The sequence below is a fragment of the Cohnella silvisoli genome (assembly GCF_021190915.1).
Classification (GTDB): domain Bacteria; phylum Bacillota; class Bacilli; order Paenibacillales; family Paenibacillaceae; genus Cohnella; species Cohnella silvisoli.
Genome location: NZ_JAIOAP010000010.1, coordinates 61,301 through 75,616, shown reverse-complemented (window position 1 = coordinate 75,616; position 14,316 = coordinate 61,301). Strand labels below are relative to the sequence as shown.

General features: G+C 44.4%; 9 protein-coding genes. All 9 read right to left on the bottom strand.

Features of this window, described 5'->3' with window-relative positions:
• Window position 1: 1 nt before the first annotated feature.
• Window positions 2-3,760, bottom strand: a complete 3,759-nt coding sequence (locus K7P76_RS18665; protein ID WP_232186819.1) for a discoidin domain-containing protein — start codon at window positions 3,758-3,760, stop codon at window positions 2-4.
• Between the two features lie 97 nt (window positions 3,761-3,857).
• The gene (locus K7P76_RS18660) at window positions 3,858-5,786 is read right to left on the bottom strand and encodes a type 2 periplasmic-binding domain-containing protein (protein ID WP_232186818.1); all 1,929 of its coding nucleotides are present in this window, start codon (window positions 5,784-5,786) and stop codon (window positions 3,858-3,860) included.
• 62 nt (window positions 5,787-5,848) lie between these two features.
• Entirely contained in the window at window positions 5,849-6,745 is an 897-nt protein-coding gene (locus tag K7P76_RS18655; RefSeq protein WP_232186817.1) for a carbohydrate ABC transporter permease, read from the bottom strand.
• An 11-nt stretch (window positions 6,746-6,756) separates the two neighbouring features.
• A complete protein-coding gene (locus tag K7P76_RS18650; protein WP_232186816.1) occupies window positions 6,757-7,665 on the bottom strand; it encodes an ABC transporter permease in 909 nt (302 codons plus the stop codon).
• Between the two features lie 109 nt (window positions 7,666-7,774).
• Entirely contained in the window at window positions 7,775-9,520 is a 1,746-nt protein-coding gene (locus tag K7P76_RS18645; RefSeq protein ID WP_232186815.1) for a sensor histidine kinase, read from the bottom strand.
• Between the two features lie 15 nt (window positions 9,521-9,535).
• Complete coding sequence (locus K7P76_RS18640; RefSeq protein WP_232186814.1) at window positions 9,536-11,149, bottom strand: response regulator transcription factor; 1,614 nt, start codon at window positions 11,147-11,149, stop codon at window positions 9,536-9,538.
• 108 nt (window positions 11,150-11,257) lie between these two features.
• Window positions 11,258-11,680, bottom strand: a complete 423-nt coding sequence (locus tag K7P76_RS33170) for an SDR family oxidoreductase (protein ID WP_304518411.1) — start codon at window positions 11,678-11,680, stop codon at window positions 11,258-11,260.
• Window positions 11,681-11,868: 188 nt separating this feature from the next.
• Window positions 11,869-13,290: an alpha-glucosidase/alpha-galactosidase gene (locus tag K7P76_RS18625; RefSeq protein WP_232186813.1), complete on the bottom strand. Its 1,422-nt coding sequence runs from the start codon at window positions 13,288-13,290 to the stop codon at window positions 11,869-11,871.
• A gap of 124 nt (window positions 13,291-13,414) precedes the next feature.
• Window positions 13,415-14,284, bottom strand: coding sequence for a helix-turn-helix domain-containing protein (locus K7P76_RS18620; protein ID WP_232186812.1), 870 nt, complete (start codon window positions 14,282-14,284; stop codon window positions 13,415-13,417).
• Window positions 14,285-14,316 lie beyond the last annotated feature (32 nt).

Genomic DNA, 14,316 nt, shown 5'->3' with positions numbered 1-14,316 from the left:
TTTATTTTCTATTAACCGCATTAACAGGAGCATCCGTATCAAAATGGCTGGAGCGATTCATCACGTTGATGCTCGGTTGGCCGCTCTTGTAAACGGTCAAAACCGTATCATTGCCTCTTTTTACAATCACATTGTCATATGTGGCTTGCAGTACTTTGGAAACGGAATCATTTTCGAATGCAAGCATCCACGCGGCAGCCGTTTTGCCAACCATATTAGCGGGAACGGTCAACTCGCGATGGTACCACTTTCCAAAGGCTTTTGCTCTTAAGTCGTTCATAGGCGAACCTGTAATTCCATTCTGATCTTGCCAGGTTGCACTGCTGAATGAGGTATTATCCGTATTTTTAATATCTATTCCGCCTATTGCAGCATTGTCCGTATTCAGCTTAACATCGTAAGAAATGATATCGCCGGCTGCAAATGTAAAGCTTTGATTGGATATCGTCCGATAATAAAACTTATCCGCTGCTTGGTTATCCGTCTTTTGAGACATTTTAATCGCCCGATCTATGGCATATACGGAAAATTCACTAATTTTCATCTGGGTACCGGTCTGATTCGGCCCATCCGGTTTGTTCGCCTTAAGACGGACATATCTGGCTTCCCTATGAATGATAGGCTGGTATAATATAAAACCATAAGCTCTACCCCCATCAGCCCCAAAATTAGTAACATGTTCAAGTAGGCTGTAATTAACGCCATCAGTGGATATGGCCATTTCAAAATCCGTAGGATAATTATTTTTCCCAAATATGACGCTAATTCTCTCAATGTCAAAATTGCTGCCAAGATCAACGACTTCTGTCCACGCATATTGATTGGCAGTCATAGCTCCTGTAGTCGTGTCACCGTCTACCGATTTATCGGCTTCAGCTCCGGGCAGCATGGAGGCAAGGCTTCCGTCGCTGTTGTATGCAGTTACCTTCTTATTAAATGCATAATCGAAATATTCATATACTTCCAATTCGTTGATCGCCATTTGGGTTCCCGCCTGATAGGCTCCATCCGGCTTTAAGGCTTTGATGCGCACATATCTGGCATTTACCGGAGCAAAGATTTCCTCACGTAACCCCCCGGTGGATCCAGAAACTAATTTTACTGTTTTAAAATTATTGTTTCCTCCTGTTGTAGAAACCTGGATTTCATATTCATTTGCATACAAACCGGGTATAAACAGCGTTTTCACCCGATTAATGCTATAAATACTGCCCAAGTCCACTTCGAGCGTCCATGCATACTGATTAGCTGCAATTGAGCCGCTATTGGGATTGCCATCGACTGCCTTATCCGCATCTGCTGCCGCTTGCATCAATGCTGGCGTGCCATCATTATAATAGCCCGTAGCTTTTTTCCCCAAAGCAAGATTATAAATCGGTATAATAGCAGGCGCCCGGTCGGGAAGCTGTGACGGTGTAAAGGTAACCTTACCGTATACAGCAAGTTCCGCTATAGCCATTTGAGATCCGGTTTGTCCCCCTCCATCAGGTTTAATAGCCTTGATACGTACATATCTAGCATTAACCGGGGTAAATGTCTGCTCGTCCGTGCCTCCTGCGGAACCTGTTACTGTTTTTACCGTCGTGAAGTTCCCGTTCCCGCCTGTGAGCGATACTTGTATTTCGTAATCTGTCGCCCACAAATTCGCAGTTGCCGGAGGATTTGTTGCAAAAGTAGTGACCACTCTATCAATAAGATACGTATTTCCCAAATCAACCTCTTCCGTCCATGCATACTGATTTGCAGCCAATGCGACAGTCGAGAGATTACCATCGACTGCTCTATAGGCTTCCGTGTTATTCTGCATAATTGCCGGAGTACCGTCATTATAATAGGCTGCGGTCGGCTTCCCCAGAGCAAAATTGACAGAAGGTCTTGGCAATAGATCGGCATAAGCCGCTTCCAATCCGACATGGTCCAATATCGAAGCAGGCACATTAGCGTTGCCAATTTCGTAATTATTCGCTACTAGTCCAGTTTTATGAAACCAATATCCATTGTCCGCATTCCAGTAATTGAACTCCACATCATTGTCATAACCTGCCAGAATGAAGTTTCTCACATAATTATGAAGGATATTGTTTGCAACCGTAATGTACCTGCTTCCCGAATCCAAATAAATCGCACCATATTCGTCATTTACATGATGAATATAATTGCCTTCGATGACCCCTCCAGGCTGAGCGCCTAAATTGTAGATCCCGCCTCCATCCTTTAAATAACTCATAATATTGTGAATATGATTTTGTGAAATCACATTATTTTTGCTGGTCGATGGTACATTATTCGGTATTCTCCACCGATCGGCCGGTTTACTAACTCTATCAGGCTTATCTGCAAAGTCCCGATCTCCCCAGCCCCAGCCCATCGTAATTGCAGTGTATGGCAAATCTGCAATTTCGTTATGACTGACCAGCGTACCTTCCGTATAGCCAACAAAAACTCCCACACAACCTCGGTATTCCACGGCTATATTATGAATATAGTTATTCGTCACCTGGTTGTTCTTCACCACATAACGCACGTCTTGCGGGTAACTGTCATTTAAGCTAACACCGCCAATTTGTACAGCCGTTCCTGAGACATCGGTAAACTCATTCCCCGAGATCACGTTATCTTGGCTGCCATTACTGAAGCCAAGGGCAGACGCTCCGAGATGCATGAACTTGTTTCGTTCGAAACGGATATTCTTGGCTGTGCTGAAGCTGATATTGGCAGGCATCACATTCCAATTATCCAAATCATACGAATACTCTTCCGAAGCATACGGTTTCGAATAGACAGAAGCTTGGATTGGAGTATATCCTTCATTGCCGTTAGGATATAACCATGTTGCATAGGCAAAGGTAATTCCCTCGAATTGAATATTGTGAACAGGATTATCCAAATTCCCAGTTCCACTGACAAGCGTATTCAGATAAGCAGCCATGACGTCGGCCGTGCCCATATTCTCTCCTGCCCTTGGCTTGTAATATAACTTCCTGGCAGATCGATCCAGATACCATTCTCCCTGCTCATCCAGCAGCTCGTATGCATTTTCTATATAGGTTGGGCTCGGACCATCCGGTTTAATGGTAAGCGGTGCTCCACCTTGAAAAGCCATATCCCAAGCTGGCTGCTTCATTGTAATGGTTGTTCCCGAGATACTGGCTACGCCAACGCGTGGTTCAATCCATAGGTTTCTATATACAAACTCAATATCACTTTTGTTTTTCCGGTTTTGCATATTCGTATCGGTGGTAGTATAGCCGCTCGAAGTAAGAACTGCCCCAGGCAATCCGTTTGCAGATTTGGCCCTTATGGCACGGGTACCATTTACATAAATTTGCCGTGTTTCCAAAGAAGCATCGACACTGGCTTCCCATATGTTCTTAGAAGCATCAAATAAGGTCCAACCCGTTATCGTTTTCCCGCCACTGATGACGGGTGTTTCCCCGTTATAGTTTTTGTAGACGACATTGTACCCATTCGTTCCAGAGTCGCCTTGATCAAATTGCAGGGTATGTGTTAAAGGATACGTTCCGCCACGCAGGTAGACAATGATGTCACCCGTCATATTGCGGATGCTGAGACGTACTGTATCTTTCGCTTTTTCAACCGTTTTGAAAGGGGAATTGATCGTCCCGGAATTTAAGTCGCTGCCATTGGCATAATCCACGTAATACGATGCTTGAGTTGCTGCAGACACATTCATCGTTGGCACAATACCGGATATTATGAGCAAGATTACGATTACCAGGGAAATTTTCCTTACGACCATTATATTCCCTCCTAGTATTTTGATTAGTCAAACATAGGATCACCATCAGATACTGTTAGGGTTAACATTGCGTACCTGATGGTGATGGTTTGCTCAATTACTGATTAGCCTGTGCAGCACGTTTCTCAAGCAATGGCAGTGCGATTTGAGTTTGTTCATCCAACATTTTGTCGACATCAATCGTTTTTCTGAAATTCGCTATCGCAGCATCCCACTTCTTGCTGAACTCTTCTTCGTTTTTCGCTGTCAAAGAAACTTTGAATGGATCATCCCATGTTGCTCTTGTAGACCAAAGTTTCTGCACCTCAGGCAAATTGGCGTATTCCGCCGACCATGACTGAACATTCGGTACAGGTGTAAACCCGTTTGCCCATGGACTTGAGGAAGGAAACTTCATTGCAGCATTTAATGTATTATACTGAATAGATTTGTTAAAGAATTGTGGATTGTATTTACTGACTCCAACACCGTTCCACTTCACAACACCCTGCCAATATCCTCCTGGACTACCTCCAATTAGCGGAAGATTATCAAAGTTCAATCCTTTTGCATCCTTCCAATCCATTGCTGTCATATCAAGATCTACAAGAAACTTTTGCATGTTCTCGTCTTTGAATTTCCTCTTTCCATCTGGCAATTCTTCATATAATCCCGCTTCTTTGGTGCCCCAAAACTTAATATCTTCCCACTCATCCGTAAACATAGTATTGATCCAGTTAAGAACTTGGGGCACTTCATCCTCTTTTAAGGTTTTCAATAAAGATAAAGCAGAAAAAAAGGAAGGCGGCCCTTCTTTATAAGACGGAAATTCAGCTCTTTGTGGAACCTGCGTATAGAAAGGGACATATCTAAAGGTTTTTCCTGCCTTCTCCAGAAGCGGATTCACATCCCCGGCTGTTGCGTTCCAGATAATCGCATACTGTCCGTTTAACACTTTTTCTTTGTACTTCTCAGCATTATGAACCAATGACTCGGGGTCAATAACTCTATCATTTATCATTTTGTTTTGTATCTTGGCGGCTTCTTTAAATACGGAGTCAAGATATCCGAATCCCATTTTTTTCTTTTGAATGTCCAACCATCCCGTATAGTAATAGCCTTTGTATCCGAGCATTTCAGCACCCAATACACTTAAAGCAAACCAATTGTCCCCACCATCATAACCTGTCGCATACACGGGCTTGTTGCCTTCTTTTAGATTTAATGCTTTTATATCGTACATAAACTTTACATATTCATCTGTAGATTTTATTGGCAATACGAAGCTATCGCCGATCGGAGCATTTTTCTCTTTAACAAGCTTCATTATTTCTTCATAGTTTAATGCCGACGGTATTAATCTTTTAAGGATATCGTCTCTTACCATCAAAGTACTGCCGGAGTTACTTGTTATTCGTTCCTTGGGAGTAGTGAACGCCGTAACAAAATCATCACTCAAACTAGGGTCTATTTCTTTATCAACTGCCAAACCAAACGGAATACCATAAATTTTCCCATCTACCTTAATGGAATCCCAAACAAACGGAGGAACACTTTTCCACACATCCGGAGCATATTTCTGAATCATTTCAGGTGTTAATTCCCAGTTCAGATCCCCTTCATGGAGTTTGGCATGTTGTGCAGGACCCTGCCCCGCCTGAGTAAGAACAAGATTCGGAAGATTGCCGCTTGCTACCAAAGTAGTAAGCTTGGCATCCCACTGCCCCCCGCCATTTCCATAAAACTCCTTGATCTTCACCTTCGTTTTATTGGCCAGCCAGTCTCCAGGAATATCTTCCTTCGGTTTTTCAACCGCCTTTACATCCGTCCCTTGCGTATTCCAGATCGTAAGCTCAAGCTCTTTCCCTGGAACATAACCTGTTTCTTCTTTACCTGACCCTTCCGCAGTCGCATGCGCCGTTGATGAGTCCGTCGGCGATTGTTCGACAGCTGTCTTCTCTTTGTTCTCCGTGCAACCTGCCATAATACCGACAACCATGATCAGTACAATGGACAAGCTCAGCCATCTGGACAAGTGTCTTTGCATGTTCCTACCACCTTTTGTCATTTTATTATGATAAACACATGATGTGTATTATCCGAGCTTTACTATTCTTTGACAGCCCCGATCATAACGCCTTTGATAAAGTATTTCTGTAGAAACGGATACAGCGTAACAATCGGCAGCGTTGCGACAATGATGGTAGCCGCTTTGACGGATTCGGGCGTTACGCTCACTTGTTGGGCACTTCCCCCATTGCCTGTCATTGCACTTGAAACCATCATTTCATTAATGAGTTCAGCTTCTTTGACCACTTTGTACATGACATATTGCAAGGTGAACAAATCTTTCTTCGTTATAAAATAAAGCGAGCTGGTCCAGTCATTCCAGTGGGCAACGGCCAGCCATAAGGTTACGGTTGCCATAACCGGCATTGAAAGCGGTATCATTATTCGAAATAGTATCTGCATTTCATTCGCGCCGTCGATGACCGCAGACTCTTCGAGGCTTGGCGGCAGCGACTGCAAATAGGTACGGATAATGATCATATAGTAGAAAACGAACGCCATTGGAAGAATATAAACTAAGAAATGATTCATCAGATGCAAATTTTTATAAAGGATATACATCGGGATTAGTCCGCCTGAGATAAAGGTCGGAATGATCAAGAAGAATACAAAGAAGTTTCTTCCAGGCAAATCTTTCTTCGCAATTGCATACGCCGCACCTGTAATGAGCAATAATCCGAGAACCGTACCCGCAAGCACTCGCAATACGGAGACAATGATCGAGGTCACAAAACCCGAATTCGAAAACACGGTTGCATAATTTACCCAAGAGAACTCCCTGGGGTAAATCGTTATTCCTCCAAAAATCGTATCCTTACCGTCATTCAATGAAACAGCAAGCTGGTTTAAGTAGGGATACAAGGTAACAACACATAATAACAGCATAAAAATGATATTGATAACGTTAAAAATACGTTCGCTCTTGTGTCTGATCATCGCCTTCTCCTTTACCAAATGCCGATATTGCTAAATTTCTTCGTAATGATGTTCACAACATAGACAATGAGGAAGGATACGACCCCCTGCGCCAAACCAAATGCGGTGGCAAGTGAATAATTGCCCTGCTGTACGCCTAGTTTATACACAACCGTATTGACAACTTGCGTCTGCTCCATCGTATACAGATTCTGAAACCCGAAAACCTGCTCGAAGTTGGAAGAAACAAGGCTGCCGGACGACAGGATGAAAATAATCATGGCCGTCGGCCAAATTCCCGGTATTGTAATATAAAGCACCTGTTTCCATCTTCCGGCCCCGTCCATAACGGCCGCCTCATACAATTGCGAATCGATCGATGCTATTGCGGCAAGGAAGATGACCGAAGACCACCCGACATTTTTCCAAATATGCGACCAGAACAGGATGCCGAGAAAATTGTCCGGATCCATCAAAATGTTCGTCCGCTCGATTTGCTCTCCGAAAATCATCACTTTCAGATCGTTAAATGGACCGTCCATTTCAAAAAAAGCGTAGAACAATGCAACAACCGATATCCACGACAGGAAATACGGAAGATAGCTGATCGTTTGAACTGCTCTCTTGAAAAACACGCCCCTCAGCTCGTTAAATAGAAGTGCAAGGATGATCGGCAAAGGAAAGCCCAGAAAAAGGATAACCGAATTGTATAACAGAGTGTTGCCGATCGCCTTCAGAAAAACCGGATCCGTGAAGATCGTTACGAAATGTTTGAAGCCGACGAAATCGCTTCCAAAGAATCCCTTAAAAATGTTGAAATCCTGAAACGACATGACAATCCCTAGCATGGGCACGTAACAAAATACAAGCGTCCAGATCAATGCTCCGGAAAGGAGGACGTACAAAAACTTGTACCGCTTTACTTTATGAATAAGCCCCATCCACACACCCTCTATAGTTGATTTTTTCTTGGAAAGTACTCTCATTATAAAAAATTGCAAATGCGATAACGAGACTCCAATCTGCTGAAACTTATCACTATATGACGGTTTATTGGAGTGTTAGAGAGGACTGCAATCTTTCTTTCAATTGATTTTCGACCAAGGCCTCAATTCTGACTGTCACTTTAGTTCCGTTGCCGATAACACTTTCGATTTGGATCCCATAGTCGTTGCCATAATAGGCATGGATTCGTTTAATCACGTTTCGAATTCCATATCCCCCATAGCTTGCCGTGAAATTCAAATTGAGGATTTGTTCAACGGTTTCCCGTTCCATCCCGCGTCCGTTGTCGATTACTTCAAATACAATATCCGATTGCTCCCTATAACCTTTGATGGTGACCCGGGCATCTTCTTCTTGCCCATTCAGTCCATGCAGGACCGAATTTTCTACAATGGGCTGGAGCAGATGCTTCAATGTGTAGAAGTCTATAATCCCTTCCTGCATATCGATATGAAGCTCATACTTGGAGGAATGAGCATATCGGATGATCGTTACATATTCTTTGATCATGTCCAGCTCCGACGCGATACTGATAATGTTGTTCCCCTTGCTCAGGGCTGTCCTGTAATACTTCGTCATCGCATCGATGATCTGTGCCGTATTGTGGTCCTTGTTCCATAAAGCGGTCCATTTGATTACAGATAAGGAATTGTACAGCAGATGGGGGTTAATTCGAGCTTGCAGCAGCTCCATTTCCATAGAACTGTTTTCCAGCTTTACGCTTACCATTTCCTTATACATTTCATTCATCCGACTGACCAGTTCTTTAAATTTCTGCTTGATGATGGATAACTCGTCGTTTCCTTTGATTTGAATCAAGTCTTCCTGCAGCAGCAAATGATCGTTCCTTTTGATCTTACTTATAAAACTTTCCAAGCTGCTGGTCATTTTCTGTGTCGTTATGCGGGAAGCCAGAAGCGTGACCGCTATATAGAATACAAAGAATAAAATAAGTAAAGCAAAAGTCTCGAGGTTTTTCATATCAAGCACTCTTTTGGGGAAGGCAACGGTTATCGTATAGCCGCTCTTAATGGTACCGCTAACCATTTTATAATGTTTCGGGGTAACATTGCGTATGTCGGTTATGCCCGTACTCGTCCGGTTATTCATATACAGCAAGCGTCCGGTTTCGTCTGTGGAGTAAATCAATCCTTTCTCAGGACTTCCGATCTCGCCCATTCCCGTTTCAATCGCCTGAAAGGGAATATTGACTTCCAGAATCGCTACGGATCTGTTGAAATCAACGATGTTTCGGTAAAATGTCACGTATCTAAAGTTATTTTTGACTGTCAAATCCGGTTCCCAAGCAATTTCCGTTGCCGGTAATTTCTTCACCTTGTCCACTGTTTCATTCCTTTGTATTGAACCGCTTCCTTCGACAAATTTGCCTTCGTACAACGTTTCATTAAAGGCATGCACAATATAGGGGTTTTTGATATTATCCGAATACGGCTCTCCAATCATGGCGCTTACGTTGTCGAGAAAATACATCATTTGTTCCAGATCATTCGAATAGTCTTTCTGAATATTTTTGATCAGGTACCTGTTCGTAATGATGTAGCTGCTTTTATCGATATACTTAACCAGCGTTTCATTGATCGACTGGATGGAGCCGTTCAGTTTATCTCTGATCTCGTCATCGGCCGCTTTCGCGTTCTTCTGACTGGAATATACATAGATGTAAATTGCGATGATGATAAAAGGAAGGGTCGTAAACAAAATCAGATTCCGGAATATTTGGTTTTTGAGAGAGGAGGCCGAAAAAAACGAGTTCCATATTTGTTTGAGCATCGTTCCTTAGCCCCTTTACACCGTATGTTTTTCCCTGAACTGTTTGGGCGTAACTCCCGTGTACTCCTTAAAGACGGATGTAAAATACGAATTCCTTTTGTACCCTGTTTTTTCAACGATTTCATAAATTTTCATATATGGATCCAACAAAAGCTTTTTGGCGACTTCCATCCTTTTCATGATCAGATAGTCGAATATCGTTTGTCCTGTTTGCTGTTTAAAGATGAAATTGGCGTGACTCGCGCTGATGTAAAGCGAATTGACGATTTGACTCACATTCTCGATTTCGGCATATTTGTCATCGATAATGGCTTTAATATCGTCGACTACCTTCCGGTATCGCCCGCTTTCCGCCTTATTCACAAACGTACAGACCGTCTCCAGAATGTCGATCAGCCATTGCTTGATGTCCGCGAGGGTTTCGAAGCGCTGAAGCTTGTCCCACACAACGAGCTCACTACCGAATACCGTGCCGAAGCTTTCATTCCGGACTAGCAAAATCGTCTGTATATTATGGATGATCGAATAGGTCATAATCTTAATATACGTCTCGGGGTAACGGACTTTCGCATTGTAGCAGTCCTCGATAAAAGCGATGATATCCGCATGTTCACTGCTTTCCAGCAGCAACTCGAGCTTACGCTTGATGTCTGCATGATTATATTGAAAGTCTTCTACAGGATCTATGACTTCTGAGGCCATGATGATCCGGTTGCCGCTGCTGTAAAACTTCGATTTGACCGCATATTGCGCCGCTTCGAACTGACCGGACAGATGCTTGAGGTTGTCGGAGACATCACTGATCCCGATCGTAATTTGCAAGCTCAATTTGCTGTTTACCATTTCCTTGCATCTATTCGCTATCTCGACGATTCCGTTGAACCCTTCCTCACTCTCGGTATCTTGAACAAAAAGGATGATTGCAACGCTGTTATAAGTCTGACTCGTCATATAACCGGGAATCTCGTTCAAGATCGTATCTTCAACGCATTTCTGTATACTATAGATCATGAAATGCCTTTCTTCGGTCGTAATATCCGCATATAACGCTTCATAGTTGTCAATTTGCAGGAACAGGACGGAGTAACATTCCTGCGGACATTTCATGCCCAAGTAATTCATCCGTTCTTGGATGTCGGCTTCGTGCTCGAATTTTCCAGTCAGGAGATCCCGGATCAGCTGTTCCTGGAGAACCGGCAAACTTTCTTGAATGCGTCTTCGCAGGTTATGTTCGTTCTGCTCCTTGTCCAATTCAAACTGCTTCAGCTGTTTAACCTTCTGAAGAGCCTCGTTTAATTCGGTCAAGTCAATCGGTTTTAAGATGTAGCCGTTCACCTCTAGATTCACTGCGCCTTTCACATAATCGAAGTCATCAAAGCAGCTCATAAAAATAAACTTCGTCTCCGGAAGCTCCGCCTTGATCTTCTGCGTCATTTTCAATCCGTCCAAAACAGGCATGGCCACATCCGTCAAAATAAAGTCAGGCTGTAAATCCAAAGCTTGCTTGTATCCATCCGAACCGTCGACGGCAAGTCCAACCACCTCAATACCGAGATGCTCCCAATCGATTAAGCCTTTAATGCCGATCCGGTCCGATTTATTATCATCAACAATAAGTATGGTGAACATGGCTTCTCCCTCCATTTTCGCAAAATAATTCTCTTCAAAAAAATAGAAGATAGAGACAGCAACCAGCAGGAAGCTGTCTCTATTATGCAGATCAACCATCGATTGTTCCTAATGTAACATCCAGCCGCCGTCGACATTCAGCGTCTGACCTGTGATAAAATCGCTGTCCTGCGAGGCTAGAAAAACGAACGCCCCTTCGAGATCGAACGCCGTCTCGCGGCGGGAAAGGCTCTGCGCCGCCGCCAGCATCCGGCCGGCTTCTGCCACCTGGGCTTGCGCCACCCCGTCGCAAATATCGGTCGCCGTATATATCGCCGGCTTGCCTCCCATTTGATAAACGCCCTTCTCCATCTCGGCTGCGAGCTCGCCCAAGTGGTACGAGCTCGGATGACTGGAGCCTGCGGTGCTTTCCACCAGTACCTGGATTTTGTCCAGGTCTTCGACGCTCCAGTCCATCGACATTCGGAGCGCGTCGCCTTCGAAGCTGATTTTGCGTACTTTCTGGCTTTCATAGGTTTTTTCCGTCGTCATCGCCCTCCACCTTTCTCCGAAGGTGCGCTGGTCCATTCGAATGATTCATCGAACGGATACATCGGCCTCGGTATGTTCTTGAATGCCAGCGAACGCAGGTTGGCCGTGCTGGCCCCCGGCGTATCCAAAATATAAATCTCGGAAGCGATCTTCTCGTATTCCGAGCGGAACTGCATAGATTTATAAAATTACAGAGGCACAATACGTGTGCGGCCAGTCTCCGCACCCTTGATGAATCGGTAATAGTTATCTTGCGGCTGAGGGATGTCCTTCCACGTACGGTTCTCTCCGTTGAACTGGGGCAACCAAGGAGCAAGCACATCCAGCATTTCATCGACCATGCTCCATACCTGTTCCGTGCTACAAACCGCTGCGGTCAACGGATCATGAAGAATAGCAAGCTTGACCAGCTCTCGATTCCCTGTCAAAGCAGCCTCTACCGCCATCTCTTGCACACTGATGCTGGCTCGGCAGGTTGCTGCGCAGGCAAGCGGCAGATCACCGATCCATGTTGGCGCGATCCCGTTCCGGTCGACGTAGCATGGAACTTCGACTGTGCAATTGTCCGGTAAATTGGTAATCAGACCACGATTCTCGATGTTGAAGTTACCCCGGTATACCCGACCAGTTTCCAACGCTTCGATAATGTACGAACCGTGTTCTTCCGAGCGTTGTCCTAGTGGAATAGACTCCAATTCGCCGCTTAACCATTTGGGGTACATCTCTTTATATTCTTCATTACGATTAAGACAATAGTCCAAATATCCTGCGGTCACTCCGCCGATCCATACATCGGAGTTGATCCATTTGTCCATGTCAGCCGTTTTCTTACGGTACCAAGGCAAATATTCGCTCAAGTGTCCATTCGATTCGGTGGAATAGTAACCGAACCTCCGAAGCACGTCTATTCGACACGGCTCAGTCTGTGGTAATGTCGGATGTTTCTCGAATGCTTCCAATAGTCGAGGCAGCATATCTTCTCCCTTATGGGTTACCTTGACAAACCAGGTTTGATGATTGATGCCCGCACAAATCTGGTCTACCTCATCCAACGGAAATCCGAGTGCTTCGGCGATTTGCTCATGTGAGTGCTGCACACCATGACAAAGTCCGAGAACTCTGACGCCGCCAGCGCGACGTACAGCCCAGGTGTTCATAGCCATCGGGTTCGAATAGTTGAGCAACAAGGCGTTCGGGGCTAACTCTCGCATGTCCTGAGCAATATCGAGCAGCACGGGAATGGTCCGCAAGGCGAAGAATACTCCCCCAGGTCCCAAAGTATCTCCGATACATTGCTCGACTCCGTATTTCAATGGGATTTCGACATCATGCCGATAAGCTTCCAGCCCCCCTACGCGTGCCAGGCAAAGGACATAATCCGCTCCCTTGATTGCTTCCCTCTGGCTCGTTGTCGGGAGGATCGTCACCGAATCCAAACCGTTCTGTTTGAGCATATGCCGACTCAATTTCGTTACCATCTCCAGATTCTCCTGGTCGATGTCCATTAAGCGGAATTCCGTATCGCGGAATTCCGGAACAGCCATCATATCCATGATTAATCTACGAGTAAACCCGATACTACCTGCTCCGATCATGGCAATTCTCAACATATAAACATACCTCCACATGAAATAATTGCTCTCATTCCCTTTTCGGTCATAATCATAATCCCTTATTCATAGGGAGTAAATAGCAATATATTTTCATTGAACTCTAACAATATTGCTCAATATTTTAATCTATGAAGATATGATTTGCGGGAAGGTCGTCACTGGCATCTCGGAACTGCTGCGGCGAGGTGCCAATCATTCTGCGAAACACTTTACCGAAGTAACTGCTGTTCTCGAAACCAGTAGAGGCGGCGATCTTCGCAACTGATTGCTTCGTTTCGCGGAGCAGCCTAGCTGCTTCTTCTATGCGAATCTTGGTTAAATGGCTGATTGGCGTCACTCCTGTATATTTGACGTAAAGCCTGCAAAAGTGATACTTAGATGTGTTAGCAGCTGCCGCAATTTCTTCCAGCGTCAGAACCCGATGATACTGCTCTTCCATAAACTTCTGAGCGTTGATTATAGCCTCGGGTATGACATGGCCATAATCGGGCTTTCCGTCAATAAAACGCAAACAACTAACTATCCACTCGTATAAGCGGACGGAGATATCGTATTTATCAAGCATGACTTTATTTTGAACATCCTGCATCATTTCCCAAAGGATCGTTATAGGTTTTGAATTCGGCTTGAGGATCATGATAGGACCATTACGCTCGATAATTTCATTCCAGTAGGAAAAAACATGGGCACCTTCAGCGACCAAAAAAATAAATTCCCATGGTGTTTTGGATTCCGATTGGTAATAGTATCGGTGTCCGTCCGGAATTTTGACGAAAAACCCGTGGTTCTTCGGTATCGTGAAGTGTTTGTCTTCGTACACCAAATGCCCTTCTCCCGAAAGCGTATACTGAAAGACCACGAACTTATCTCCTCGCGTTAATCCATCCCAACGATAAGTTTCGTTAGTCGTACTTTCCCAACCGATTTTTCGAATGACCATCAGTTGTTTTGCTTCATCCATATAGCTGAATCCATAGTTTGTTTTTAACATTATAATTTCACTCCGATCTTAGTAAACCTCTA